This window comes from Pseudonocardia oceanicola (assembly GCF_047200735.1).
Classification (GTDB): Bacteria; Actinomycetota; Actinomycetes; order Mycobacteriales; family Pseudonocardiaceae; genus Pseudonocardia.
Genome location: NZ_JBJZON010000004.1, coordinates 248,488 through 274,913, shown reverse-complemented (window position 1 = coordinate 274,913; position 26,426 = coordinate 248,488). Strand labels below are relative to the sequence as shown.

At 74.8% G+C, this 26,426-nt stretch carries 24 protein-coding genes; 15 read left to right on the top strand and 9 right to left on the bottom strand.

Features of this window, described 5'->3' with window-relative positions; genetic code table 11:
- Positions 1–10 precede the first annotated feature (10 nt).
- Entirely contained in the window at positions 11–1,297 is a 1,287-nt protein-coding gene (locus ACL02T_RS09410; protein WP_412830232.1) for an MFS transporter, read from the bottom strand.
- Positions 1,298–1,543: 246 nt separating this feature from the next.
- Between ACL02T_RS09410 and ACL02T_RS09405 the strand changes: the two genes are divergently transcribed.
- Together ACL02T_RS09405 and ACL02T_RS09400 are read left to right on the top strand one after the other, a co-directional pair.
- Positions 1,544–2,482: a proteasome assembly chaperone family protein gene (locus ACL02T_RS09405; protein ID WP_412830231.1), complete on the top strand. Its 939-nt coding sequence runs from the start codon at positions 1,544–1,546 to the stop codon at positions 2,480–2,482.
- Between the two features lie 188 nt (positions 2,483–2,670).
- Positions 2,671–3,486 carry a PP2C family protein-serine/threonine phosphatase gene (locus tag ACL02T_RS09400; RefSeq protein WP_412830230.1) on the top strand — a complete coding sequence of 272 codons (816 nt, stop codon included), beginning with the start codon at positions 2,671–2,673 and terminating at the stop codon, positions 3,484–3,486.
- Positions 3,487–3,519: 33 nt separating this feature from the next.
- Here the strand turns inward: ACL02T_RS09400 and ACL02T_RS09395 are convergent, their stop codons facing one another.
- On the bottom strand, positions 3,520–5,835 hold the full coding sequence (locus tag ACL02T_RS09395; RefSeq protein WP_412830229.1) for a thiamine pyrophosphate-binding protein: 2,316 nt from the start codon (positions 5,833–5,835) through the stop codon (positions 3,520–3,522).
- Positions 5,836–5,967: 132 nt separating this feature from the next.
- Here ACL02T_RS09395 and ACL02T_RS09390 point away from each other — a divergent pair, with 132 nt between their 5' ends.
- Positions 5,968–6,438, top strand: a complete 471-nt coding sequence (locus ACL02T_RS09390) for an Lrp/AsnC family transcriptional regulator (protein WP_412830228.1) — start codon at positions 5,968–5,970, stop codon at positions 6,436–6,438.
- A gap of 69 nt (positions 6,439–6,507) precedes the next feature.
- Entirely contained in the window at positions 6,508–7,836 is a 1,329-nt protein-coding gene (locus ACL02T_RS09385; RefSeq protein ID WP_412830227.1) for a serine hydrolase domain-containing protein, read from the top strand.
- 26 nt (positions 7,837–7,862) lie between these two features.
- Here the strand turns inward: ACL02T_RS09385 and ACL02T_RS09380 are convergent, their stop codons facing one another.
- Positions 7,863–9,551, bottom strand: coding sequence for a BCCT family transporter (locus ACL02T_RS09380; RefSeq protein WP_412830226.1), 1,689 nt, complete (start codon positions 9,549–9,551; stop codon positions 7,863–7,865).
- 317 nt (positions 9,552–9,868) lie between these two features.
- Here ACL02T_RS09380 and ACL02T_RS09375 point away from each other — a divergent pair, with 317 nt between their 5' ends.
- Positions 9,869–11,545, top strand: a complete 1,677-nt coding sequence (locus ACL02T_RS09375) for a hypothetical protein (RefSeq protein ID WP_412830225.1) — start codon at positions 9,869–9,871, stop codon at positions 11,543–11,545.
- A gap of 83 nt (positions 11,546–11,628) precedes the next feature.
- Here the strand turns inward: ACL02T_RS09375 and ACL02T_RS09370 are convergent, their stop codons facing one another.
- From ACL02T_RS09370 to ACL02T_RS09355, 4 genes are all read right to left on the bottom strand, one after another.
- Positions 11,629–12,810 carry an MFS transporter gene (locus ACL02T_RS09370; protein WP_412830224.1) on the bottom strand — a complete coding sequence of 394 codons (1,182 nt, stop codon included), beginning with the start codon at positions 12,808–12,810 and terminating at the stop codon, positions 11,629–11,631.
- Positions 12,807–13,484, bottom strand: coding sequence for a GntR family transcriptional regulator (locus tag ACL02T_RS09365; protein WP_412830223.1), 678 nt, complete (start codon positions 13,482–13,484; stop codon positions 12,807–12,809). The genes ACL02T_RS09370 and ACL02T_RS09365 overlap by 4 nt, the downstream gene beginning before the upstream one ends.
- 56 nt (positions 13,485–13,540) lie before the next feature.
- Positions 13,541–13,852 carry a hypothetical protein gene (locus tag ACL02T_RS09360; RefSeq protein ID WP_412830222.1) on the bottom strand — a complete coding sequence of 104 codons (312 nt, stop codon included), beginning with the start codon at positions 13,850–13,852 and terminating at the stop codon, positions 13,541–13,543.
- A gap of 171 nt (positions 13,853–14,023) precedes the next feature.
- A complete protein-coding gene (locus ACL02T_RS09355) occupies positions 14,024–14,602 on the bottom strand; it encodes a hypothetical protein (RefSeq protein WP_412830221.1) in 579 nt (192 codons plus the stop codon).
- A 234-nt stretch (positions 14,603–14,836) separates the two neighbouring features.
- Here ACL02T_RS09355 and ACL02T_RS09350 point away from each other — a divergent pair, with 234 nt between their 5' ends.
- The 9 genes from ACL02T_RS09350 (at position 14,837) to ACL02T_RS09310 (ending at position 22,365) form a co-directional block, all read left to right on the top strand.
- Positions 14,837–15,430, top strand: coding sequence for a hypothetical protein (locus tag ACL02T_RS09350; protein ID WP_412830220.1), 594 nt, complete (start codon positions 14,837–14,839; stop codon positions 15,428–15,430).
- The gene (locus ACL02T_RS09345) at positions 15,427–16,455 is read left to right on the top strand and encodes a DNA polymerase IV (protein ID WP_412830219.1); all 1,029 of its coding nucleotides are present in this window, start codon (positions 15,427–15,429) and stop codon (positions 16,453–16,455) included. Before ACL02T_RS09350 ends, ACL02T_RS09345 begins: the two co-directional genes overlap by 4 nt.
- A gap of 343 nt (positions 16,456–16,798) precedes the next feature.
- Positions 16,799–17,587, top strand: coding sequence for a VOC family protein (locus tag ACL02T_RS09340; protein WP_412830218.1), 789 nt, complete (start codon positions 16,799–16,801; stop codon positions 17,585–17,587).
- A 72-nt stretch (positions 17,588–17,659) separates the two neighbouring features.
- Positions 17,660–19,084 (top strand): MFS transporter, encoded by a 1,425-nt coding sequence (locus tag ACL02T_RS09335; protein WP_412830217.1) that lies wholly within the window; start codon positions 17,660–17,662, stop codon positions 19,082–19,084.
- 43 nt (positions 19,085–19,127) lie between these two features.
- The gene (locus ACL02T_RS09330; protein WP_412830216.1) at positions 19,128–19,784 is read left to right on the top strand and encodes an SH3-like domain-containing protein; all 657 of its coding nucleotides are present in this window, start codon (positions 19,128–19,130) and stop codon (positions 19,782–19,784) included.
- Entirely contained in the window at positions 19,781–20,365 is a 585-nt protein-coding gene (nthA, locus tag ACL02T_RS09325; RefSeq protein WP_412830215.1) for a nitrile hydratase subunit alpha, read from the top strand. The genes ACL02T_RS09330 and nthA overlap by 4 nt, the downstream gene beginning before the upstream one ends.
- Entirely contained in the window at positions 20,362–20,721 is a 360-nt protein-coding gene (locus tag ACL02T_RS09320; RefSeq protein ID WP_412830214.1) for a nitrile hydratase accessory protein, read from the top strand. The genes nthA and ACL02T_RS09320 overlap by 4 nt, the downstream gene beginning before the upstream one ends.
- A 91-nt stretch (positions 20,722–20,812) precedes the next feature.
- Entirely contained in the window at positions 20,813–21,172 is a 360-nt protein-coding gene (locus ACL02T_RS09315) for a hypothetical protein (protein ID WP_412830213.1), read from the top strand.
- Positions 21,169–22,365, top strand: a complete 1,197-nt coding sequence (locus tag ACL02T_RS09310) for an MFS transporter (RefSeq protein WP_412830212.1) — start codon at positions 21,169–21,171, stop codon at positions 22,363–22,365. Before ACL02T_RS09315 ends, ACL02T_RS09310 begins: the two co-directional genes overlap by 4 nt.
- A gap of 43 nt (positions 22,366–22,408) precedes the next feature.
- Here the strand turns inward: ACL02T_RS09310 and ACL02T_RS09305 are convergent, their stop codons facing one another.
- Positions 22,409–24,904 carry an ATP-dependent Clp protease ATP-binding subunit gene (locus ACL02T_RS09305; protein ID WP_412830211.1) on the bottom strand — a complete coding sequence of 832 codons (2,496 nt, stop codon included), beginning with the start codon at positions 24,902–24,904 and terminating at the stop codon, positions 22,409–22,411.
- Positions 24,905–25,070: 166 nt separating this feature from the next.
- Positions 25,071–25,835, bottom strand: a complete 765-nt coding sequence (locus ACL02T_RS09300; protein ID WP_412830210.1) for a crotonase/enoyl-CoA hydratase family protein — start codon at positions 25,833–25,835, stop codon at positions 25,071–25,073.
- Positions 25,836–26,172: 337 nt separating this feature from the next.
- Between ACL02T_RS09300 and ACL02T_RS09295 the strand changes: the two genes are divergently transcribed.
- Entirely contained in the window at positions 26,173–26,352 is a 180-nt protein-coding gene (locus ACL02T_RS09295) for a hypothetical protein (protein ID WP_412830209.1), read from the top strand.
- Positions 26,353–26,426 lie beyond the last annotated feature (74 nt).

Genomic DNA, 26,426 nt, shown 5'->3' with positions numbered 1-26,426 from the left:
GGGGGTCTCCTCAGGCCCGCGCGCGGCGCTCGCGGACCAACTCGCGCAGCGTGGGGACCACGGTGCCGGCGTCGCGGAGGTTGCGGCGTGCCCGCGCCCGCATCACCACGATCCCCACCAGGGCGATCGCCCAGAGGACGTACTGGACGGTCCAGGCCGCACGGAACGCGCCCGGGGTGTAGCCGCCGAGCACGTCGAGCACGAGCCCGACGACGAGCGCCAGAACCAGGGACGCGGAGAACCCGCCGACGTTGACGATCCCGACCGCCGTGCCCTGCCGCCGGCTCGGGTTGAAGGTGCGCGCGTAGTCGAACCCGACCATCGAGCCCGGCGGCCCCAGGGCCAGCACCACGATCAGCACGACGAGCAACCAGAGCGGGGCGGGCGGCGGGACCAGCAGGACCACCGTCCACATCGCCGCGGTCAGCGCGATCACCGCGATGACCAGGTACGAACGCCGGAACGGGTGCCGGGCGGTGAAGGTGCCGAACAGCGGGCCCGCCACGATCCCGACGCCCACCAGCAGGGTGAGCAACGCGCTCGCCGTCCCCGGTCCGAGGCCGTGCCCCGCGACCAGGTACGGCACGCCCCACAGCAGGCCGAACACCGTCCCGGAGAACTGCGTGCCCATGTGGGTGAAGAAGCCGAGCCGGGTGCCCGGCTCCCGCCAGGAGGACCGCAGCCCGTCGAGCACCTCGCGCGGGGTGGGCGCCTCCGGCCGGTCCGCCGACCCCGCCGGGCTCTCCCGGAACACCGCGAGCACGGCCAGCGCGGCCAGCAGGCCCACGCCCGCGGCGGAGAGGAACGCCGGTGTCCAGCCCGGCCCGTGCAGGATCGCCGCGAGCGGGACCGCCGAGAGCACCTGGCCGATCTGCCCGAGCAGACCGGTGAGCTGGGTGAGCACCGGGACCTGGCGGGCCGGGAACCACGCGCCCAGCACCGACAGCACACTGATGAAGGTGAGGGCGTCGCCCGCGCCGACGAGCACGCGCGCGGTGATGGCCAGCGGCAGCGAGGTCGCGAGCGCCAACGCGGCCTGCCCGGCGGCCATCAGCACCGCCCCGGCCACCACCAGGGCCTTCGCGCCGAAGCGGTCCAGCAGGACCCCGGTGGGCACCTGCAGCGAGGCGTAGACCAGCAGCTGCAGCACGACGAAACCGGAGAGCACCGCCGGGGTCGCGCCGAACCGTTCGGCCGCGTCGAGCCCGGCGACTCCGAACGACGTCCGGTGCATGACGCCCACCAGGTAGGCCAGTAGCCCTGCCGACCAGACCAGATACGCACGCCAGCTCCCCATCGGGCCCGATCCTCCGCCCTCGGACGACGACACGCCCGCGTCCGCCGACGACGTCACGCCCCGATCGGCCCGGATCACACCCCGAGCCCCGTCCATCGCCGGCGGACGGCCGTCGCCACCGGGCGCCGCACGGGGGATGCTGTGCGGGAGCCGCGGTGTCGCACGTCCGGGACGTACGTGGAGGATGGGCGGTGCAAGGGTCACGGAACGGACGCAGAACGGGCGGCCGACGAGGAGGTACGACAGGTGCTGGATCCCGCGGAGCTGTACCGGGTCGAGGAGGGCGTGACCGCCGACCCCGACGGATCGGTGCTGCTGGTGGTGCTCGACGGGTTCGTCGATGCCGGCGGTGCGGGGCGGCTCGCGGTCGAGGCCCTGCGCGAGGGCAAGGAGCCGCGCGTGCGCGCCTCGTTCGACGTCGACCAGCTCGTCGACTACCGCTCGCGGCGGCCGCCGCTGACCTTCGACACCGACCGGTGGACGGCCTACGAGCCCCCGGCGCTCGACGTCGTCGCCCTCACCGACGCCGCCGACGCCGAGTTCCTGCTGCTCGCCGGCCCCGAGCCGGACACGCAGTGGGAGCGCTTCGTCGCCGCGCTCGAGCAGCTCGTGCGCCGGCTGAACGTGCGGCTGGTCGTCACGCTCGCCGGCATCCCGATGGCCGTGCCGCACACCCGGCCGATCGGGGTGACCGCGCACGCCTCGCGCAAGGAGCTCATCGAGGGCCACCAGCCGTGGTTCGCCGAGGCGCAGGTGCCCGGCAGCGCGGCGGCCCTGCTCGAGTACCGGCTCGGCGAGGCCGGCATCGACGCGATGGGCTTCGCGGTGCACGTGCCGCACTACCTGGCCCGCGCCGAGTACCCGCAGGCCGCGCGCACCCTGCTGGACCACACCGCCGTCGCCACCGGGCTGTACCTGTCGACGGAGGAGCTGTCGAAGGCCGCCGAGCGCACCGAGGCGGAGATCGCCGAGCAGGTGGCCGGGTCGGCCGAGGTCGCCGAGGTGGTCGAGGCGCTGGAGAAGCAGTACGACGCCGTCGCCGCCGGTCGCGAGCAGGGATCCGGCGAGCTGGGCGGGGACCTGCCGAGCGCCGACGAGCTGGCCGCCGAGGTCGAGCGGTTCCTCGCCGGGCAGGGCGACGACAAGGACGGCGGGTTCGGCGAGGGCGGTGAGCCGGGCCGCTGAGGGCCCTCCGCCCGCGCTCGCGGCCCGCCGCGCCCGACCGCGGCGGGTCCAGGTCACGCGGTCACCTCAGCCCACGCACAGGCGGAGCACAGGAAAGGGGCGGATTCTCGGTGGTGCGGCGCGGTGGCGCCGGCCGGGAGCCCCCCTCACGGCCCGCCCCCGCGCCCCCTACCTCGGGAGGTGCGTGCATGACACCGGTGACGAGCCCCGGACGGCCGACCGACCGCCTGCCCCGGCCCGATCCCGTCGGCCCTCCCCCGGCGCGTACGGCGCCGGACGCATCGCCCTCGGACACCCAGCCGCTGCGGCCCGCGACGGCCCGCCGCGAGCCCGGGTGCGTCGGCTCCGCCTCGGTGCGCGGCCCGCGCCGGACCGCCGCCGACGCGACCGCCGTCCAGGGGGCCGGCGCGGACCTCGCGGTCGCCGTGGCCGACGGCGTCGGGGACACCGACCTGGCCGCGCGGGCCGCCCGGGTCGCCGCGGACGTGGCGACGACGATGGCCCCGCTGGCCGGGTCGCGCGAGGCGCTGCTCGCCGCGCGGGACGCGGTGCGGCTCGAGCCCGACGACGCCGACGCCGTCATGGTCGTGGCGGCCGGGCTGCCGGGCGGCGGCTGGTCCGTGTCCTGGGTCGGCGACTGCCGGGCCCTGCTCGTCACCGACCGCGGCGTCGCACGGCTCACCCACGACCACACGGTCGCGCAATGGCTCCGCGACCGCGGCAAGGACGCGTTGCCGGAGTGGGAGCACGTCGTCATGACGACGGTCGGCAGTGCCGGCCCCGACACCCTCGGCCACGTCCGCGGTCCGGCCGCTCAGGGCACGCTCGTGCTGGTCAGCGACGGGGTGCACCGCCCGCTCGACGACGCCACGATCGCCTTCCTCGTCCGGCGGGCGGTCACGCCCGCCCGGGCGGCGCGGGATCTCGTGGACGCCGCCCTCGCCGCGGGCGGCCGGGACAACGCGAGCGCCGCGGTCGTGCCGGTGCCCGCGGCCTGGGCCTGACGACCCGCGGCCGCAGGGCCGGGGGTCGGGTCCCTACAGCAGGTCGAGGGCGGCGGCGACCACGCTGTCGGCGTCGATGCCGTGGTAGCGGTACACGCTGTCGAGGTCGCCGGACTGCCCGAACCGCGTCACGCCGAGGTGCGTGGCCCGGACCTGGTTGATCCCGGCGAGGAAGGCCAGCGTGTGCGGGTGCCCGTCGAGCAGCGTCACCAGGGGGGTCGCGCGGCGGCCGGGGAACGCCGCGTCGAGGACCCAGGTGTCCGCGCTGCCGTGCCCGGCCCGGGCCTGGAGGGCGTCGAACACCAGCCCCGGACTCGTCACCACGACCACGTCGACGGGCGTGCCCAGCGACTCCAGCCGCTCGGCCGCGGCCAGTGCCTCGGGCACCATGGCGCCCATCGCGGCGATCGTCACCGCGGGCCGCTCGCCGGTCCGCAGCGGGTAGGCACCGGCGACGACCTGCCGGCGCCGCCGCTCCCGGGCCGCCGGGTCGGTCGGCACCGCGGCCAGCGACTGGTCCACCGGTCGGGTGGACAGCCGCAGGTAGGCGCTCGTGCCGTCCGGGCGACCGAGCCGGGCCAGCGCGGCCAGCAGGGTCCACTCGACGTCGATCGCGAACGCCGGCTCGTAGGTGGTGCAGCCCGGCTGCTCCAGCCCCACCGACGGGGTGGTGATCGACTGGTGCGCCCCGCCCTCCGGCGCGAGCGACACCCCGGACGGCGTGCCGACCAGGATCGACTGACCGCCCGCGTAGATGCCGAACGACCACGGCTCGAGCGCCCGCTCGACGAACGGGTCGTAGAGCACCCCGATCGGCAGCAGCGGCTGCCCCCACCGGGACCAGGTCGCGCCCAGCTCACCGAGCGCGCCGACCAGGTTCCCCTCGGCGATGCCCAGCTCGATGTGCTGCCCCGTCGGCCGTTCCCGCCAGTGCAGGATCGTCTCCGGGTCGTCGTCGAACCAGTCCTTGCGCTCGGCCGGCGACCAGACCCCGACCTTGTTCACCCAGCCGCCGAGGTTGGTCGAGCTCGAGACGTCCGGGCACAGCGTGACCACCCGTCGGGCGGCCTCGGGCGCCTCCCGGGTCAGGTCCAGCAGCGCCCGGCCCAGCGCGGCCTGCGTGGTCGCGCGCCCCGACGGCGTCCGCCCGATGTCCGTCGGCAGCGCCGGCACCGGCACGCCCTCGACCGGGCCCCGGCGCAGCCGCTCGGCGGTCCGCGCGCACAGCCGGCCCGCCGGCGAGTCCGGGGCGAAGCGCTGCCAGGGGGCCTCGAGCGACATGCCCGACCGCCCCGCCAGCTCGGCGATCTGTTGGGCCGACAGCAGCGACGAGTGGTTCTGCGGATGCCCCTCGCTGGCCAGCCCGAAGCCCTTGACCGTGTAGGCGAACAGCACGGTCGGGCGGCCGTCGTCGATCTGCGCGAAGACGTCGCCGACGGCCTGCAGGTCGTGCCCGCCGAGGTTGCGGATCGCGGCGTGCAGCGTGGCGTCGTCGAGCGTGCCGACCAGCTGCGCCAGCTCCGGCGAGTCCGGCAGCCGCTCGCGCAACTGCTCCGGGGTGCAGCGCAGCAGCCGCTGGTACTCCGGGTTGGACATCTCGTCGATCCGACGGCGCAGCACCTCCCCACCCGGCCGCTCGAACAGCTCGTGCAGCAGGCGCCCGTACTTGACCGTCAGCACCTGCCAGCCGGCCGCGGCGAACATGCCCTGCAACCTCGGCGCGCCGATGTTGGGCACCACCCGGTCGAGGCTCTGCCGGTTCAGGTCGACGATCCACACGACCTCGCCCAGCTCGGCGACCATCGGGTCCAGGATCGCCTCCCAGACCGCGCCCTCGTCGAGCTCGGCGTCGCCGACCAGCGAGTACTGCCGTCCGGCGCCGGTCTGCTCGCCCAGGGTGGCGATGTAGCGCCGCGCCAGCGCGCCCCAGATCGGGGCCGTGGCGCCGATGCCGACCGACCCCGTCGAGTAGTCCACCGGGTCCGGGTCCTTCGACCGCGACGGGTAGGACTGCAGCCCGCCGAACTCCCGCAGCGTGGTCAGGTAGGACTCGTCGAGCTCGCCGAGCAGGTAGTTGATCGCGTGCAGCACCGGCGAGGCGTGCGGCTTCACCGAGACCCGGTCGCCGGAGCGCAGGTGCTCGAACCACAGCGCCGTCATCAACGTGGTCATCGACGCCGACGACGCCTGGTGCCCACCCACCTTCAACCCCGTCGGGTTGGGCCGGACCCGGTTGGCGTGGTCGATGATCGCGGTGGCGAGCCAACGCACCCGCTGCTCGATCTCCCCCAGTACCGCGAGCCGGTCCCCCGCGCCGGTGGGGGCGGCGGAAGCGGACGGTGCGGTCATCGACGACTCCTTCGACGGTGGGCAGATGTCCCCGACAAGGGCACCACCGCGCTCAGCCCTGCACAAGTGGAGGACCTCGATGCGTGCAGAATGCCCGTGGCACCGTCGGACGTGCGGAGAGGCGCGAGCAGGATGCACGACCCCCGGCCCGGACCGGTCGACGACATCGACGCCCGGCTGCTGCGCGCGCTGGTCGCGAACCCGCGCGGCACGGCGCTCGCGCTCGCCGAGGCGGCCGGTCTCTCCCGCAACACCGTGCAGGCCCGGCTGGCCCGGTTCGAGGAGCGCGGGGTGCTGCGCAGCGAGGAGCGTCGGATCGACCCCGCCGCCCTCGGCTACCCGCTCACCGCCTACGTCACGGTCGTGGTCGTGCAGCGGCTGCTCGACCCGGTGGCGGAGGCGCTCGCGGCGATCCCGGAGGTGCTGGAGGTCGTCGGGGTCTCGGGGCAGGGCGACCTGCAGGTGCAGGTCGTGGCGCGGGACGCGGACGACCTCTACCGCATCGCGGGCCGCCTGCTCGCGATCGACGGCGTCGAGCGCACCACCACCTCGCTGGTCATGCGCCGGCTGGTCGACCACCGCGTCACCCAGCTCCTCCCCTGACCGTGCGTGGCGGGTGGTCCCGGAGCCCCACGTCCCGCGCACGGGCGACGCGGTCGCTAGCGTCCGATCATGAGCTCCCTGCTGCCGTCGACCGAACGCACCCTGCTCGCCCGCGTGGCCCGTGCGCAGCGCGACGGGCGCTGCCCCTCGCTCGTCGCCGGCGTGGTGCGCGAGGGTGTGCCGGCCTGGTCCGTGGGTCGCGGCGCGGTGGAGGAGCCGCACACGGACGTCCAGTACCGGCTCGGCTCCCTCTCCAAGACCGTCTGCGCGGTCACCGTGTTGCGGTTGCGCGACGAGGGCCGGCTCGATCTCGACGACCCGCTGGAGACGCACGTGCCCGGCACCCCGCTCGGCGACCGCACGCTCACCCAGTTGCTCTCGCACACCGCCGGCGCGACCTCCGAGAGCCCCGGGGCCTGGTGGGAGCGCACCCCCGGCGGCACCCTGGACGAGCTCGGGCTGACCGGGGAGCACCGGGTCCTGCCCGGCGGTCGCCGGTTCCACTACTCCAACCTCGGGTTCGGGCTGCTCGGCGAGCTGGTCGCGCGCGTGCGCGGGCGCGCGTGGGAGGACGTGGCCCGGGACGAGGTGCTGCTCCCGCTGGGGATGCGCCGCACCACCCCGCGCCCCGAGGGCCGGGCGGCGCAGGGCTACGCCGTGCACCCCTGGTCGGACGAGCTGCTCGCCGAACCCGAGTACCACGCGGGCGTGATGGCCGCGGCCGGGCAGCTGTGGTCCACCGCGGCGGACCTCGCGCGGCTCGGCGCGTTCCTGCTCGGCGACTCCGGCGACGTCCTCTCCCCCGCGACGGTGGTGGAGATGACGCTCCCGGCCGGTGTCGACTTCTCCGGGCCCACCTGGTCGTCCTACGGGCTGGGTGTGCAGGTGCAGAAGCACGAGGACCGCACCCTGGTGGGCCACGGCGGCTCCATGCCGGGCTTCCTCGCCGGCCTCTGGGCCGACCGCGAGGAGGGCACCGCCGCACTCGCCCTGGCGAACGTCACCTCCGGGCTCGACGGCGCTCTCCCCGCCCGGCTGCTGGCCGACCTCCGCGCGGCCGAGCCGACCGTCGTCGGGGCCTGGTCCCCGGCGCCCTCGCCGGTCCCCGCCGAGCTGCTCGGGCCCTGGTACTGGGGCCCGTCACCGTACGTGCTGCGGGCGGTTCCCGGCGGGTTGCTGCACCTGGGCGGGCTGGGCAGACCGGGCCGCTCGTCCCGCTTCGCGCCCCGCGCGGACGGCACCTGGGTCGGCCTGGACGGCTACTTCGCGGGGGAGACACTGCGGCTCGACCCGGTCGCGCTGAACCTGGCGACGTTCGTCTTCACCCGCTCGCCGTACGACCCGGCCGCCCCGATCCCGGGCGGCGTGGACGTCCGCGGGTGGTCGTCGAACGGTTGAGGTCCGCCTCGACCTGCCGACCGGGGTCAGCTCCGGTCGTCGCGCTCGGCGCCGTGCACCAGCCCGCTCTCGGCCAGGTGCTTCGAGACGTGCTCGGTCAGCTCCGCACGGCGTTGCCGACGCTGGATGCGCAGGAAGGTCCTCCGTTCCAGACGGAACTCCCGGTAGAGCCCGACGCACATCAGCAGCATCACGAGGCTGAACGGGAAGGCGATGACGATCGCCGCCGTCTGCAGTGCGGACAGGGCGTTGCCCTCGGTGCTCGCCAACAGCAGTCCGATCGCGACGAGGCCCTCGGCGGCCGCCCAGAACACGCGGCTCCAGACGGGAGGGTCGGTCTCGCCGCCCGACGCGAGCATGTCGACGACCAGCGAGCCGGAGTCGGAAGAGGTCACGAAGAACAACACGATCAGGATGACCGCGCCGAACGCCACCACGGACCCGGCGGGCAAGCCCTCGAGCAGGCCGAACAGCGCGCCGTCGGTGTCGACCGAGCCGTCCGGCCCGACGAGCCCGCCCGATCCGTTCAGCTCCCGCTGCAGGGCCGTGCCGCCCATGGCGGTGAACCACAGGAACGTCACCAGGGAGGGCACGGCGAGCACGCCGACCACGAACTCCCGCACCGACCGGCCACGGGAGATCCGCGCGATGAAGACGCCGACGAACGGCGCCCAGGAGATCCACCAGCCCCAGTAGAAGGTGGCCCAGCTGGCCTGCCAGGCCTGGCCCTCCGCGCCCTGCAGCGCCGTGGTGTCGAAGCTCAGCGCGAACAGGTTCTGGAAGTAGAGGCCGATCGACTGGACGAAGTCGCGCAGCAGGAAGAGCGTCGGCCCGGTGATGACCACGAACAGCAGCAGCGCGACGGCCAGCCCCATGTTCGTGTTCGACAGCCACTTGATGCCCTTCTTCACGCCGGTGACGACGGAGAAGATCGCGAGCGTGGTGATCCCGCCGATCAGCACGACGAGGGTCAGGTTCCCCGGGTCGCTGACGATGCCGAGGAAGTCCAGGCCGGAGGCGATCTGCAGCACACCCAGGCCCAGCGACGTCGCGACACCGAACAGGGTGCCGACGATCGCGATGACGTCGACGACGTCCCCGACCCAGCCCTTCACCCGGCTCCCGAAGAGCGGCTCGAGCGCCCAGCGGATGGACACCGAGCGGTTCTTGCGGTGGATGGAGTAGGCCACGGCGAGGCCGACCACGACGTAGATCGCCCACGGGTGCAGGCCCCAGTGCAGGAAGGTCTGCACGAGGGACTGCTGGGCGAGCTCCTGCGGGGTCCCGACGACGCCTGGTTTGGGCGAGGCGAAGTGGTTCAGCGGTTCCGCGACGCCCCAGAAGACCAGGCCGATGCCCATACCCGCCGCGAACAGCATCGCGAACCACGAACCGAGACCGAACTCGGGCTTCTCCTCGTCCGGCCCGAGCTTGATGTCCCCGAAATGGCTGAAGCCCAGCCACAGGGCGAACACCACGAACCCGGTGACCAGCAGGGTGTAGTACCACCCGAAGCCGCCGATGATGGTGCTCTGCACGGCGGAGATCCCGCTGCTCATCGGGTCCGGGAACACGATGGTGGCCACGACGAACAGGGCGATGACGGCGGCCGCCGGGTAGAAGACGGCGGGCGCGACCGACCGTGTCTCACGGCCCGGAGCCGGTCGCCCCGGCTCGTGAGCCGTCTCCGCCGGTGTCTCTGTGGGTGTCGCCACAACTCTCCTCGTCGTTCAGGTCTGCGCCGCGGCGCCCGGCCGTCGAGCGGGCGCGCGGCGGCGCCGTCCGGCCGGTCGCGGCACCCGGGCCGTGGCGCCCGCATCGATTCGCCGGTGCGCGCGCCGGTCCGCTGCGTCGAGTCCGGTCGGGCCATGGTAGGTGGACCCGAGGTCGCCGGCAGTGCGGCGGCGGGACAGCGCCGCGTCCGTCACGACCGCACACATCCGACGGCCGGACAGGATCGCATCCGCCGCGTCCGCCGGGGCGCCCACCCCGGACCCGGAGCGCCCTCGGGGGCCTGCCAAGGTGGACCGCGATGCGTCTCGTCTTCGCCCCCGGTGACGACCAGGGCTACGCCGGAGCTCGGGACCGGTTGCTGGAGGCCTTCCTGACGTGGGCCCGCCGGACCCGGGTCTCGGCGGACGTCTTCCTGGTCGCCGCCGCGCTCGACTACAAGTACGCGCTGGACCGCAGGCTCGGCCGCTGGACCCGCGCGCACGTCGCCGACGCCCTCGGCATGTGGTTCCCGCGCCACGTCACCGTGCTCGACGCCGAGGAGGTCCCCGAGGCCTTCCACGCACTGATCGACTTCCTGGCCGACGCGGACGGGCTCGACCACCGCTCGGCCTCCCGTGCGGAGCTGCACGCGCAGGTGCGTGACTCCACGCCGGCGCTGCTCGACGGCATCGCCGACGAGCGCAACTACGACCTCGGCAAGTTCTGGGGCGTCCAGCTGCGCCGGCACGGCGTCGATCCCGCCGATCCCCGTGCGGTGCAGCGCTTCCTCGACCGCGCCCGCTCCGGCGAGGTGCACATCGACCGGGCCGCCCTCGCCGAGATCACCCGGCGCGAGGAGGAGACCTCGCGCGACCCGGCGCCCGCGCCGGAGCTGCCCCCGGTGCTGCTGCCCAGCGCGGCCGAGATGGTCACCGCCGCGCAGGAGAGCAGCGCGCTCGACCTGCTCCGCAAGCTCACGGTGTGGGTGCGGGCGGGCCGCCGGCTCACCCGCGACGGCAAGCTCGGCCTGGCCGACGCGCTGTCCCTCGCCGACCTGCTCGGCCTCGACCAGCTCTACCGCGACAGCGCCCGCAGCAGCACGGACCTGCCCGAGACCTCGATGCTGCTGCACTGGGCCAAGGCCGCGCGCCTGGTCCGCCCGCTGCAGGGCCGGCTGGTCCCGGTGAAGAGCGCGGCGAAGGACCTGCACCGGCCGATCGAGCTGTGGCGGCGGGTGTTCTCGGCCGTCGGGCGGATCGGCGACCACCTCGGCGGCACGGACGTGTTCGGGGCGCCGTCGTTGTTCGGCATGTCGCTGGCCGACGCCTTCCCGATCCTCTGGCTCGAGCTCTACGCCGCCGGCGGCGGGCCGGTCCCGGTCGAGCTGTTCCACCGGCTGGTGCGCGAGGCCGTCAACGAGGAGTGCGGCTGCGTGGTCGACGACCTCGCCGGCGACGCCGAGGGGCGGCTCTGGCGGCGGGACGTCACCGCCCTGCTCGACGCGCTGGAGCTGCTGGGCGCCGTCGAGCTCGGCGAGCTGCTCGACGCCGAGGAGCTCGACGGGCTGGTCGAGCTCGCGGGCCGGGACGACCCCGACCCCACGATCGTCTCGCTCACCCCGATGGGGCTGTGGGCGGTGCACGAGACCCTGATCGACCAGGGTCTGCACGCGCCGCTGCCCGGCGAGCTGGCCGACGAGGACCTCGAGTACGTGTGCGTGCGCATGGCCGAGGTGCGCAGTGCGGTCGCCCAGGCCGAGCTCGACGCCTGGGTCGCCGCCCGCACCCCCGCCGACGCCGCGCGGGAGATCGGCCGGTTCCTCGCCCGCACGGACGACCCGGTGCACCGTGACCTGGCCCTGCACGCCCTGGCGCGCACCGGCCCCGCCGGGCTCGCGCAGGCCAAGCGGCTGCGCGGCGAGCCGGGCGCAGGTGGTCGCGGCGACCGCTACGACGACCGCCCCGACTCCCACTCCGAGAAGCTGCTCCCCTCCTGACCCACCCGCGAGTCGCGCCCTGAGCTCCCGCGAGTCGCGCCGTGTGCTCCCGCGAGTCGCGCCCAGGCCCCCCGAGTCGGGGGCTACGCGGCGACGGGGAGGTGGCGGCGCGAGTGCCGAAGGATCGTCGCGGTCCCGCCCAGCGCGACCAGCACCAGGCAGCCCAGCAGTACCGGGTAGCTCGCCACCCCGCTGAGCACCGCCAGGATCGACGGCAGCAGGAACCCCACGTAGGCCAGCGCGTAGTAGACCCCGGTGAGCGCGGCCAGCTCCCCCGGCCGGGCCAGGCGCTGCAGCTCCAGCAGCCCCGACACCATGGCGATGCCGTACGCGGCCCCGAGGGTCACGGCCGCGGCCAGCGCGACGACGGGCGAGCGGACCACGGCCGCGACCGCGCTCACCGCCAGCCCGGCGGACATCACGACCATGGAGATGACGACACCCCGCGCGCTCGTCGTCCGGTCGAGACGCTTGGCCAGCGGCTGTACCAGCGCGCCGGCGCCGAGCGTGCACACGGTGAGCAACGTCGAGTAGGCCAGCCCCCACGTCCCCAGCCGGTCCCCCACCAGCTGCGGCATGATCGCGTACGCGACGCCGGCCGAGCCGAAGATCCACGGCGCCATCGGTGTGATCACGCGGCGGAACCGCGGGTGCCGGACCCCGGCGAACCGCCCGGTGGTGCGGGCCGACGGCTCCACGCGGGTCTCGGGCAACCGGACGATCCCGACGAGCGCCGCCGCGGCCAGCACCGCGTGCACGACGTACGGCAGTTCCCCCGGGGAGGGCGCCAGCTGCGCGAGCGCGCCCGCCACGCCGGCGCCGAGTCCGAACCCGAGGGTCAGCCACAGCGCGCCTCGCCGGGTACCGGTGGCGCGCTCCGCGCCGCCGCGCACGGACAGCTCGGTGACCCACGTCGACCCGACGGCCATCGCCACGGCGACGCCGACACCCGTCACGAACCGGCCCGCCGCGATCCAGCCGACACTCCCGAACGCCAGGAACACGCTCGCGAGCAGCGACGCTGCCGTACCGGCGAGCATGACCGGCTTGCGGCCGTACCGCTCCGACAGCGCCCCCACGGTCAGCAGACCGGGCACGAGACCCACCACGTACGCGCCCAGCAGCGCGTCGACGGTCAGGATCGAGAGCCCGGACTCGCGGTACATGACCAGCAGCGGGGTGAACTGGTTGCCACCCCAGCCGCACACGAAGACCGCGCCCGCGGCAGCGCGCCAGAGGTTCTGCTCCCTCAGCGACCGACTCACCGTCGGTGTGTCCCGTCCAGGTGCGCGCGCAGCGCGGGGGCGAACGCCGCCTCGTCCCGTGTCTCGACGATCCCGATCAACGCCTCGTGCTGGCCCAGCACCACCGGCAGCTGCTCGGGCACCGGGCCGAGCGCGTGCACGCTCATCCGCCGCTGGCGGTCGGCGAGCGTGGTGTAGAACCGCATGGTCAGGGCGTTGCGGCCGGCCGCGACGAGGGTGCGGTGGAAGACCTCGTCCGCTTCGGCGAAGGCGGGCAGGTCGCCCCGCTCGGCGTGCCCGCGCTGGACGTCGAGCGCCGCGCGGAGCTCGGCGACCGCCGCGGGCACCTGGTCGGGGCGACGCAGCAACCTGCGGACGGCGGCGGTCTCGACGGCCTCGCGGGCGTCGAGCACGTCGTCCGCCTCCCCCGGCGGCACGGGCACGACGACGGCGCCGCGCTTCGGGATCAGCGTCAGCAGGTCCTCGGCCTGCAACCGCAGGAACGCCTCGCGCACGGGCGTACGGCTCACACCGAGCCGCGCCGCGATGTCGCCCTCGCTGAACAGGTGCCCACCGGGCAGTTCCCCGGTGAGCACCAGCTCCTTGGTCAGGGCGTAGGCCCGGTCGGCCGCAGGCGCGCGGCCGTCGGGGCCGGACGGGGAGGACGCCGGGGCGGTGCCGCGATCCGGGGACACGCCCCGGACCTTAGCAGCTCGGATGCAAGCTTGTATCTATGCTTGCCGTCACGCCCTCACGCGAGCGGGGCGTCGTCGCCGTACCGCACGGCCGGCGCCTGCCCGGTGAGCTCGTCGCAGAGATCGGACAGCCGCGAGTCCAGGCGCTGCTGGACGCGCTCGAGCGAGTCCAGTTCGGTCATGATCTCCAGAGTCGGGCGGGGCCCGTCGATGCCGGACAACGCCCGGCGCAGTTCCCCGCGGAGCTCGCTGATCCGCTCGCGGCACTCCTCGACGGCGCTGCGGTGCGCGGCGAGGCGCGCCCGCTGACCGGCATCGAGCGAGTCGGGCACGGAGTCGAGACGCTCCTGCAGGCGGTACGGGTTCACGGACGTTCCTCCCCGGTGGTGGACGGGCGGCGGCGACGAGATCGACAGTGGTGCCGATCACAGTGATCGCCGACACACGCGACGGTAGCCGAGGGCGCACCTGATCGAAAGGTGAAGCGTGAACGCGTCCCGGCTTCCGGGGACGGCCCGGTCGGGGCCGGGCCGGGGAGATCAGGCGGAGCGGCGGTCCTGCTGTCGCGGGATCGCGGCGAGTGCGGCCGCAGCCCGCGGGTCGAGCGGGCTCTCGGTGGCCTGCTCCGGGACCGCGACGGCGCCCGTGGGCCGCTGCCGCTCGCGCACCAGGTCGGTCGTGAGGTGGTAGTGCCCGTGCCGGGAGCGCTTGCAGACGTAGGCCCGCTGCGCCCGCGCGCCCAGCTCCTCCAGCTCGCGCGCGGCGGCCTCGGCGGACTCCCGGTCCGGGTAGATGACCTTGCCGTCCGCCCCGATCCCCTGCCGGCGCGGGGCCGTGCCGGCGAGCTCCGCACGGCTCGGCTTGCAGAAGACGGGACGGCCGGTGCTCATCAGCCGCGCGTAGCGCAGCAGGACGCGGGCGCGTTCGGGGTCACGGACCGGCCCCCGGGGCTCCATCGGCTCGCGCTGCCCGGCCTCCGGGGAGACCCGCGGGTGCGGGATCAGGCGCCGGACCCTCCCGAGGTCGGAGGGCGACGGAGCGTGGCGCGGGACCGACGGCCGCACGCCCTCGGCGTCCCCGGTGCCGTCGGGGGTGCCGTGCTCCTGCTCGCCGTTCATCTCGTCCTCCGACCGTCCGTCGCCGTGGATCACCCGTCGTCTGCGGAATCGTGGTGGCCATCCTGCCCCGTTACCGGCCGGCCGCGGTGTCCCACGATCGTGTCGTTTCTCGTTCCCGATCACGGTGGGTAGCGACTGGTCGCCGGTATGACGACCGTGCGTGCCCGGATCGGTGCACAGCACTGCAGGACCGTCGACGCCGCACCTATGCTCGAACCACTCGGGGGAGGTGCGATGGGGCAATCGGGCGTATGGGTCGGTCTGTTCCGCCGTTCCCCACTCGCGCCGACCGTCTTCGAGGTCCTTCCCGGCGCCCGCCCCCGGGTCCGCGCGTGGCTCGCCACCCAACGCGTGGCGACGGCCTGGACACGGGACCCGCACGCCCCCGCCCTGGAGGCGTGGGCCCTGGCCGACGGCGGAGTCCTGGCGGTCGCGCGCTGGGCGCGCGCCGAGGTCCCCGCTGCCGCCGACGCGCTCCCCAGCGGTCTCCTGGTCGTCGGGTTCGGGGCGTTCCGGCTGCTCACCGCGGTGCTCGGGGTGCCCCGGCCGACCCGCCCGCTCCCCGGGGAACCACTGTCCGACCTCGACGCGCTCCGCCGGGCCCACGAGGCCGCCTCCGCCTGCTCTCCGGACGAGATCGAGCAGGCCGAGCTCCTCGCGACCTGCGTCGACCGACCGACCCTGCGGTGGGTGGCGGCCGCCCTGGCCGCCGCGACGGCCTCCCGCCCCCTCGCGGCCGGCGCGGCGGCGGCGCGCCCGACCCCGGGCCCGGCACCGCGCCCGTCCCCCCGTGACCGCCCGCCCACGACGGGCACACTCGCGGGGTGACCCGCTGGGTGCTGCACATCGACCTGGACCAGTTCCTGGCCGCCGTCGAGCAGCGGCGGCACCCCGAACTGGCCGGCCGGCCCGTGGTCGTCGGCGGCAACGGCGACCCGGCCGCGCGCACCGTGGTGGCGACCGCTTCGTACGAGGCGCGCGAGTTCGGCGTGCACTCCGGGATGCCGATGCGGCTGGCCGCGCGGAAGTGCCCCGACGCCGTCTTCCTCCCCGCGGACAACCCCGCCTACGAGGTGGCGTCGGCCGAGGTCATGGCGGTGCTGCGGGAGTTCCCGGTGGTCGTCGAGGTGATCGGCTGGGACGAGGCGTTCCTGCAGTGGGACGGGGAGGACCCCGAGGCCCTGGCCCGGGCCGTCCAGGCCGAGGTGCGGGCGCGGACCGGTTTGTCCTGCGCGGTCGGGATCGGCGACAACACGTTGCGCGCCAAGATGGCGACGGGCTTCGCCAAGCCCGGCGGCGTCCACCGGATCACCGCGCACACCTGGTTCGCGACCCTGGGCGAGCGGCCGACCGAGACCCTGCACGGGATCGGCGTGAAGACCGCCCGCAAGCTCGCCGAACTGGGCATCCACACCGTGAGCCAGCTCGCCGAGGCCTCGCCCAGCGCCGTCGGCGACCGGCTCGGCCCCCGCATGGGCCCGTACTACGTCTCGCTCGGCCGCGGCATGGGCCGCACCGAGATGGAGGCTTCGCCCTACGTCCCGCGCTCGCGCAGCCGGGAGACCACGTTCCCGGAGAACCTCGAGGACTGGGCGGCGGTGCTCGCCGAGGTGTCCGCCCTGGCCGCGCGGGTGGCCGAGGACGTCGCCGCCGAGGACCGCGACGTCGCCCGGGTCGGGGTGAAGGTGCGCTTCGCCCCGTTCCTGACCCGAACCCGCAGCGTCACCCTGCCCACCCCGACGCGCGACCCCGGGGTCCTCGCTGCCGCCGCCCTCGAGGTCGCCGGCCGGTTCCGCCGGGACCGCGCCGTGCGGCTGCTCGGGGTCCGCGCCGAGTTCGTGGACGACACGTGACGAACGGACCGGTCGTTGCGACGGATGGCCGACACCCTGCTGCACCCACGTGGAGATCTGGTGCCGGGCCCGCTCGTGCGGCCGCCGGTGCGGCCGCCGTTGGCGCAACCCGCGGGCAGCACGCCGGCGCCGCCCGACGCCCCTTATCCGGGCACCCCGGATGCCGGGATGACGCGTTCCGGGGCAAGACCTGGGAGCCGTGCGGACGCTGTAACGGCCGGTGCCGGGAAACGGAGCTCAGGGGGCGCGGGACGACCGCTCGGCGCACGGTTCCCCGGAATCGTCGGTGCCCGGTGGGACGCTCCGCTGCGCACCGGCATCCGCTGCCCCGGAGGAGATCGCCATGCCCTTCACCGACACCACCTGGCCGAACGGCTCGCCCTGCTGGACCGACATCGCCGTGCCCGACCTGCCGAAGGCGCTCGACTTCTACGGCGCCGTCGTCGGCTGGTCGTTCGCCGACACCGGGGAGGAGTACGGGCACTTCACCATCTGTCAGACCGAGGGCCGGGCCGCCGCGGGCATCGGGTCGGTCATGCAGGAGGGCCAGCCGAGCTTCTGGACGCTCTACCTGGCCACGGACGACGTCGACGCCACCGCCAAGCTCGTCACGGACGGCGGCGGGTCGGTGCTCGCCGGACCGATGGACATCCCGGACACCGGCCGCATGGCCGTGTGCACCGACGCGACCGGCGGGGTGTTCGGGCTGTGGCAGGCGGCGGGGCAGGTCGGGATCGAGGTGTTCAACCAGCCCGGGTCGCTGGTCTGGGAGGACGCCCGGCTCACGGACGTGGCGCGCGGGCGCGAGTTCTACGCGGGCCTGTTCGGCTACTCGTACGCCGAGGTCCCCGGCATGGCACTGGAGGAGTACGGCACGTTCGGGCTCGACGAGAACCCGCTCGGCGGGATGGGCGGCACGATGGGCGCACCGGAGGGCACCCCGAGCCACTGGCTCGTCTACTTCGGGGTCGAGTCGGCCGATGCCGCCGTCGCCGCCGCGTCCGAGCGGGGTGGCACGGTCATGATGCCCGTCCAGGACACTCCGTTCGGGCGGATGGCCGTGCTCGCCGACCCCTTCGGCGCCCCGTTCGCGGTGCACCAGGAGACCGCGGCGGCGACCGACCAGGGCTGACCACGCTTGCTTTGCTTGTGTCAAGCAAACTACTGTTCCCGGTAACCGACCGGGAAAGCAGGTGGCGCCCTCGTGTCCGAGACCGTCCGCGGCAGGGCGCCCGAGGAGGCGCCGCCGGCGGCGGACCCGCAGGACCTCGCCCCCGAGCCCCGGAGGTGGTGGGTCTTCGCGGTCGTCGGCACCGCCCTGCTGATGTTCTCGCTGGACCAGACCTCGGTGGCGACCGCCCTGACCACGCTCCAGCGGGACCTGGGCGCCAGCCTGGCGTGGACGAGCTGGACGGTCACGATCTACGCGGTCGGCCAGATCCTCGCGCTCCCCCTGGGCGGGCGGCTCGGCGAGCAGTTCGGCAGGCGGCGGGTGTTCCTGTGGGCCGTCGCCACCTTCGCGGTCGTCTCCTGCGCCTGCGCGGCGACCACGGGGATCGGTCAGCTGATCGCGTGCCGGTTCGTGCAGGGTCTGGCGGGCGGGCTCATGCTGCCCGCGGCCAACGGCATCGTCGCGCACGCCTTCGGCCGGGACCGCGACCGGGCGCTGGCGCTGTTCACCAGCGTGTTCCCGATCGGCGCGATCCTCGGCCCGCTGGTCGGGGGCGTGATCCTCACGGTGTGGTCCTGGCACGGGATCTTCCTGGTCAACCTGCCGATCGGCGCCCTGCTCGTCGTGGCCGGGACACTCCTGGTCCGGGACCCGCCGCGCAGTCGGCCGGAACGCGTGGACCTCGCCGGCATCGCGCTGCTGACCGGCACGCTGCTCGCCGCGATGGTCGCGATCACCCGGATCGGCTCGATCGGCGACGGGGTCGCGGGCCCGGTCGGCGTGGCCGCGGCCGCGGTCGTGGCCGCGACGCTGGGCTGGTCCTTCCTCCGGCACGCGCGCCGGCACGCCGATGCCGTCGTCCCGGCCCGGCTGCTCGCCGGCGGCGGCCTCGGGATCATGAACACGACGAACGTGCTGTTCGGGGCGGCGATCATCGGCTTCTCCGCGCTCCTGCCGCTCTACGCACAGGTCCGCTACGCACTGCTCCCGCTGGCCGCCGGGGTCCTGCTCACCGCCCGCGCGGTCGGCACGATCGCGTCGTCCGGGGTGTCGGTCGCCCTGCTGCGCCGCGCCGGACACCGGCCGTTGCTGCTCGCCGGGCTGGGCGGGATCGTGATCGGCCTGGTCCTGGCGGCGCTGCCGCCCGCCGGGTTCCCCCCGGCGGTGTGGCTGAGCGTCGCCGCGACCGTCACCGGGCTCGGCATGGGACTCGCGGGGCCGGCCGCGAACAACGCCGGGATGCACCTCGTGCGCGACGACGTCACCGCCGTGTCCGGCCTGCGGATCATGTTCCGACAGATCGGCGGGATCGCGGCGGTCTCGGTGACGACCGCGGCCGTCACCGCCGCGGACGATCCGGGCCTCGCCGCCGCGGTCTGCTTCGTCGTGCTGGCCGGCCTGCTCACCGTGGCGGCGGTCGCGGCCGCCCGGCTGCCCAACCACCGCGGCCGATGGTGACGTCCACTAAGGTGATCGCTCGTCACCTATCGTGGAGGTCGCGATGGCCCGCGTGTCCGATCTGGGCGGCACTCCCGGTCACGGCCGCGTCCCGGCACCCGAGCCGGGCGAGCCGGTCTTCGGCGAGCGTTGGGAGGGCCGCGCCTTCGCCCTGACGGCCTTCACCATGGGCCGGATCGCCGGCCGCAACCTGGAGGCCTTCCGGGAGACCCTGGACGGGCTCTCCCCCGCCGAGTACCACGGGTCCGGCTACTACGGCCGGTGGCTGCACGCCGCCGAGGCGATGCTCGTGGCCTCGGCGATCCTCGCCCCCGGCGCGGTCGACGCGCGCGCCCGCCGGCTGGCCGGCGAGGCCGTCGACGAACCGCCGGACCCGGTCGCGCCGGCCAGACCCGACTACGCCCCGACCGCCCCGGGCTCGTTGCGCACGATCGAGGCGGCACCGGCCTTCGCGCCCGGCGACGCCGTGCGCGCGCGGGAGGGTGCCCGGCTCCCCGGTTACGTGCGGGGGCACGTCGGGACCGTCGCGGGGGTTCGGCCCGCGCACGTCCTCCCGGACACCCATGCGGTGTTCGCCGGCGAGAACCCCCAGCACGTCTACACGGTCCGGTTCACCGCCCGGCAACTCTGGGACGAGGGCTCCGACGAGGCCGTCGCCGTCACCGTCGAGCTGTTCGAGACCTACCTGGAGCGCGCGTGACCGACCCCCTCCCCCCGGCCCTGCGGGCCGAGGCCCTCGAGCAGCTGCTCACCGAGCGGGGCCTCGTGCGCACCGACGTGATCGACGCCTTCGTGGCGAAGTACGAGTCCGAGGTGGGCCCGCGGGGCGGGGCCACGGTCGTCGCACGGGCGTGGGTGGACCCGGAGTACAAGGCCCGGCTGCTCGCCGACGCCACGCCGGCGATCAAGGAGGTCGCCTGGGGCGGCGGGGCGAACGGCGAGCACATCGTCGTCGTCGAGAACACCCCCGACCGGCACCACGTGGTGGTCTGCACGCTGTGTTCCTGCTACCCGTGGCCGATCCTCGGGCTGCCGCCCTCCTGGTACAAGGACCCGGCCTACCGCGCACGGGTCGTGCGCGAGCCGCGGGCGGTGCTCGCCGAGATGGGTCTGGAGCTGCCGGCGGACGTCGCGATCGAGGTGCACGACTCCAGCGCCGAGGTGCGTTGGCTGGTCCTGCCCGAGCGCCCCGCCGGCACCGAGGACCTCACCGAGGAGGAGCTCGCCGCACTGGTCACCCGGGACGCGATGGTCGGCGTCGCGACGGTGACCGCACCGTGAGCGCCCCGCTGGCCGTCGACGGTCCGGCGGCTCCCCCGCGCAGCAACGGGGAGCTGCTGTTCACCGCGCCCTGGGAGTCGCGGGCGTTCGGTATGGCGGTCGCCCTGTACGAGGCCGACGCCTTCGCCTGGCCGGACTTCCAGCAGGCGTTGATCGCGCGGATCGCCGCCTGGGAGGCGGCCCCGGCCGGCGAGTGGAGCTACTACGCGCACTGGCTGGCCGCGTTGGAGGACGTCCTGGTCCGGACCGACCCCGCCCTGGCCGAGGCCCTCGGCGAGCGGGCCGCCGCCCTCGCCACCCGCACGCCGGGCCACGACCACGACGAGCACCGCAGCGACCACGGGCACGGGCACTGATCCGCTCCGCGGGACCGAGGAGACCGCGCGCCGACCCCGTCCTCCTGCTCGCGCCGGCCGGGGCCGTCGCGCACTCTCCTAGGATCGGAGCGTGGAGAGCTGGACGGCCGCGCAGTGCGCGGAGGCGTGGGGCGTGCGGCCCGGAACCTGGGCGAGCTACGTCTCCCGCGGCCAGGCGCCCGCCCCGCTCCCGGGCGACGGTCCCCGTCGCTGGGCCGCCGAGGAGGTCCGCGCCTTCCCCCGCCCCGGTGCCGGCCGCTCGCGCGCGGGCGCCGGCGACGAGGCCCGGCAGCTGCTCGCCGAGATGAGTGACGTGGCCGCGCGGATGGAGGAACTGCGCGCCGAGCAACGTCGGCTCCTCGTCGCGGGACGCGAGCGCGGCCTGGAGATCAGCCCCATGGCCAAGGCCCTCGGGATCTCCCGGCAGACCGCGTACTCCTGGCTGGGATGAGCAGCGGGACATCGGCGGGGGCCACGGTGGAGCCACCCGGCGGCCGCGGTGCGCTGCGCCTGCTGCAGGCCGCGGTGGCCACCAGCAGCCTCGACCGCTTCGCCATCTCGCCGCTGCTGCTGGCGATCGGCACCGAGCTGGGGGCGTCGCTGGCCGAGTCCGCGGCGGCCGCGTCGGCCTACTTCCTCGCCTACGGCCTGCTCCAACCGGTGTGGGGCATGCTCGGCGACCGGATCGGTCTGGTCCGGGTCATGCGGATCGCGCTCGTGGTCGCCGGGATCGCCGGTGTCGCGTCGGCGTTCGCCCCGTCCGTGCTGGTCCTGGCCCTGCTGCGGACGGTCACCGGGGGCTGTTTCGGCGCGGTGAACCCGGCGGGCCTGGTCTACGTCGGCGACACCTGGCCGCAGACCGTCCGGCAGCGGGCTCTCGTGGACCTGGCCGCGGCGACGTCGTTCGGCGTCGCCGTCGCGACGGCCGGCGCGGGCGCCCTCGGCGACCGCGCGGGGTGGCGGGTGGTCCTGGCGGTCACCGCCCTCCTCGCGCTCGTGCTCGGCGTCGTGCTGCGCCGGCTGCCCGAGCCGCCGCGCAAGGTGCCCTCCCGCCCGCTGCAGGCGCTGGGGACGGTGCTGCGCGAGCGGTGGGCCCTCGTCGTGCTGGTCCTGGTGTTCGCCGAGGGCGCGGTGGTGATCGGCGTGCTGACCTACGTCGCGCCCGCGATCGAGTCCCTCGGCTTCTCCCCGACGGTCTCCGGGATCGCCGCCGCCGGGTACGGCGTGGGTGTGGTGCTGTTCTCCCGGTCGGTCCGGCCGCTCGTCGGCCGGATGTCGACGGCGGCGCTCGCCACCGTGGGCGGCGTCCTGCTGGTCGCGGGGTGGGGTGTCCCCGCGATCACCGTCACCCTACCGACGGCGGTCGCGGGCGGCCTGCTGCTCGGCGGCGCCTGGGCCTTCCTGCACTCGACCCTGCAGAACTGGGCGACCTCGGTGGTCCCGCAGGAGCGTGCGACGACGATCGCGCTGTTCGCCGCGACCCTGTTCCTCGGCAGCGCAGCCGGGACCGCGGTGGCCGGGCCCGCTGCCGACGCGCGCGACTTCCCCGCGCTCTTCCGGGTCGCCCTCGTGGCCGCGGCGGTACTGGCGGTCGCGGCCCCGCCGCTCGTCGCGCGCTACGCCCGCCGTACCCCTCCGGCCTGACGACGGCGCCCCCACCACGGCGGAGGCACCGTCGTCCGGGAGCTCAGCCCACCGGCTGCGGGTCGCGCTCCACCCGGAGGTCGAGCCGGTCGTCCTTGACGCCCACGTGCACCCGGGCACCCTCGGCGATCTGCTCGGCGAGGAGCAGCCCGGCCAGCCGGTTCTCCAGTTCCCGGCGGATGGTGCGGCGCAGCGGCCGGGCACCGAACTCGGGCTGGTAGCCGTGCTCCGAGAGCCACCGCACGGCGTCGGGCTCGACGTCGAGGGCGATGTGCTGCTCGGAGAGCCGATCCTCGACCTCCCGCAGCAGGTGACCGGTGATCTCCTCGAGCTGCCCGGGCTCGAGCCGGCGGAAGACGATGGTCTCGTCGATGCGGTTGAGGAACTCCGGCCGGAACACCTCGCGCAGCCGCGGCATCAGCCGCTCCCGCAGCACCGCGTCCTCCGGCGAGTCGGACGAGCGCTCGGCGGTGGAGCCGAAACCCAGGGTCGCCCCGCGGCTGGTGATCAGCTCCGAGCCGACGTTCGAGGTCATGATGATCACCGTGTTGCGGAAGTCGACCGTGCGGCCCTGCCCGTCCGTCAACCGGCCGTCGTCGAGGACCTGCAGCAGCGTGTTGAACACGTCCGGGTGCGCCTTCTCGATCTCGTCGAGCAGCAGCACCGAGTACGGGCGGCGGCGCACCGCCTCGGTGAGCTCGCCCGACTCGCCGTAACCGACGTAACCGGGGGGCGCGCCGACCATGCGCGCGACCGTGTGCCGCTCGCCGTACTCGCTCATGTCGAGGCGGACCATCCGGTCCTCCTCGCCGAACAGCGCCACGGCGAGGGCCTTGGCCAGCTCGGTCTTCCCGACGCCGGTCGGGCCGAGGAACAGGAAGCTGCCGACCGGCCGGTCGGGGTCGCCCAGCCCGGTCCGCGAGCGGCGGATCGCCTCGGCCACCGCCTCCACGGCCTCGTCCTGCCCTACGACGCGCTGGTGCAGCTCGTCCTCCAGGCGCAGCAGCCGCTCGCGCTCGGACTCGGTCAGCTGCGCGATCGGGATCCCGGTCGAGCGGGAGATGACCTCGGCGATCTCCTCGACGCCGACCTCGGGCACGCCCCGGCTGCCGCCGGTGCGGGCCGCGAGCTCGGCGCGAACCTCGGCGATCCGGTCCCGCAGCTCCCCGGCCCGCTCGAACTGCTCGTCGGCCACGCACTGGTCCTTGTCCCGGGTCAGCTGCTCGAGCTGCTGTTCCAGGTCGCGGCGGTCGACGCTCGGGGTGCGGGTGCGCAGCCGGACGCGGGCGCCGGCCTGGTCGACCAGGTCGATCGCCTTGTCCGGCAGGAAGCGGTCGGTGATGTAGCGGTCGGCGAGCTCGGCGGCCGCCTTCAGCGCGTCCTCCGTGTAGCGGACCTGGTGGTGCGCCTCGTAGCGGTCGCGCAGCCCGCACAGGATGGCGTAGGCGTCCTCCACCGACGGCTCCGGCACGTAGACGGCCTGGAAACGGCGCGCCAGGGCGGCGTCGGACTCGATGTGGCGGCGGTACTCGTCGAGCGTGGTCGCGCCGATGACGTGCAGCTCGCCACGGGCGAGCGCGGGCTTGAGCAGGTTGCCGGCGTCCATCGACCCGCCGCCCTCGCCGCCGCCGGCCCCGGCGCCGACCATCGTGTGCAGTTCGTCGATGAAGACGATGAGCTCCTTGGTGTTCGCCCGGATCTCCTCGATCACCGAGCGCATGCGCTCCTCGAAGTCACCGCGGTAGCGCGTGCCCGCGACGATCCCGGACAGGTCGAGCTGCACGACGCGGCGGCCCTGCAGGGTGTCCGGCACGTCCCCGTCGGCGATCCGCTGCGCGATGCCCTCGACCACGGCGGTCTTGCCCACCCCGGCCTCGCCGATCAGCACGGGGTTGTTCTTGGTCCGCCGCGAGAGGACCTCGATGGTCTGCTCGATCTCGTCGGCCCGGCCGATCACCGGGTCGAGCCGACCGTTGCGGGCCGCCTGGGTGAGGTCCTGGCCGTACTGGTCGACCGTCGGGGTGGCGGAGTTCGCCGGGGTCTCGGGGGCGGGTCCGGGACGGGACCCGGCCGGAGCGGCGAACCGGGCCTCGGCGAGCAACCGCCCCGCCGCGGACTCCTCGTTCGCGGCCAGCGCGAGCAGCAGGTGCTCGGGCCCGATGTAGGTGGAGCCGAGCGAGCGGGAGATCTGGTGCCCGTCGAGCAGCGCGCGCTTCGCGGCGGGCGTGAGGGCGGGGGCCCGGTTGGTCTGCTCGCCGCGCGGCAGCCCCTCCTCGAGGGCGCGGGAGACGGTGTCCGGATCCGCGCCGGCCCGGCTGAGCCACTTGCGGGTGGGCTCGAACCGGGTGGTCGCGAGCAACATGTGCGTGGCGTCCAGGTCGATGTCGCCCCGGTCGATCGCCTCCTGGGCCGCGGCGGCCATGATCTCCTTCGCGCCCTGGCTCATGAGGCGCGTCAGGTCGATCCGGTGCACGGGGCCACGTGGATCGCCGGGGCCCATGTGCGGGAAGCCGGATCCGGGCCCGAAGAAGCCGGTCACGGGGAGTCTCCTCTCGACGGGTGTGCGACCGGGATGTGTTCCCGTCGAACACCCGGCGAAACCGTTCGGGTGGCCCGCGCCACGCCGCCCCGGAGACACGATCGGGGCCCTCGCTCACCACACGTGAACGAGAGCGCCGTTCGCTCACGCCCTGGTCGGCGCCGGCTCAGCGGCCCTTCCACACCGGCGCGCGCTTCTCGGCGAACGCCGTGGCGCCCTCCTTCGCGTCCTCCGAGGAGAACACCGGGCGGATGATCGGCTCCTGCTTCGCCCACATGTCGGCGAGCGTCCAGTCCACGGTCTGCCGGGCGACCTCCTTGGTCGCGGCCACGGCGAGCGGCCCGTTCGCGGCGATCGTCTCGCCGAGCGCCACCGCGCCGTCGAGCGCGCCGCCCTCGTCCGTCACCCGGTTGACCAGGCCCACCTCGGCGGCCCGCTCCGCGGAGATCGGGTCACCGGTCAGCAGCAGCTCCAGCGCGATCGCCGGCGGCAGCCGCCGCGGCAGGTGCAGCGCGGCCCCGCCCGCGGCGATCAGCGACCGCTTGACCTCCGGAACCCCGAACCGCGCGGTCCGGGCGGCGACGACGAGGTCGCACGCCAGCAGGAGCTCGAACCCGCCGGCCAGCGCCCACCCCTCGACGGCACCGATCAGCGGCTTGCGCGGCGGGGTCTGGGTGATCCCGCACAGCCCGCGGCCCTCGATCGCCGGGCTCTCCCCACGCAGGAACGCCTTGAGGTCCATGCCCGCGGAGAAGGCGCCACCGGCGCCGGTGAGGACGCCGACCCACAGTTCGTCCGACGCGTCGAGCTCGTCGACGGCCGCCGCGATCCCCTGCGCCACACCGAGGTTCAGCGCGTTCTTCTGCTCCGGCCGGTTGATCGTGATGACCTGCACCGCGCCCCGGCGCTCGACGAGGACCTCGTCCGACACGTTTCCTCCCTCTGCCCGCCCCTCTGCCCGGCCCTCTGCGTGCCCGAGCTGAACGAACGCTCTACAAGAACACCTTAGGGTGCGTCCGGCCCGCCCGACAGCCCGACGGGGCGGCCGCCGGCGAGCCGGCGAACGGGTGCCGGCCGTCGCGGGTCGTCCCCACGACGCAGCCGACCCCGGACACGCCACCGCCCGTCCCTCGACCGTGGAGAGTCGACTCCGGTCGGTGGACTTTCCTTGCCGGGGCCGACCGACCGAGCGATGATTTCCGTGCACCCAACGGGCACGGCCCGTGACGGAGCGTCAGCACGATCCCGGCGGCAGCAAGGAGACGACGATGTCGGGCGATCAGGATCCGCACAGCGACTACGGCTACGACCTCGCGCACGAAGTCACGATCGCCCTGCGCACGCCGACGCGGCGCCCGCGCACCGGCGTCTCCGTCCCCGCCCAGATCCTGCGGCGGGAACTGGACCTGGACGCGGACGCCGCCCTCGACGCCGTCCCGGAGGTCTGACCCCCCACGCGAGTGACCGGGTGGCCGCGCGGTCGGCCGCCGGGGGTTTGAGGCGCCGCGCCTCTCAAGCGGCC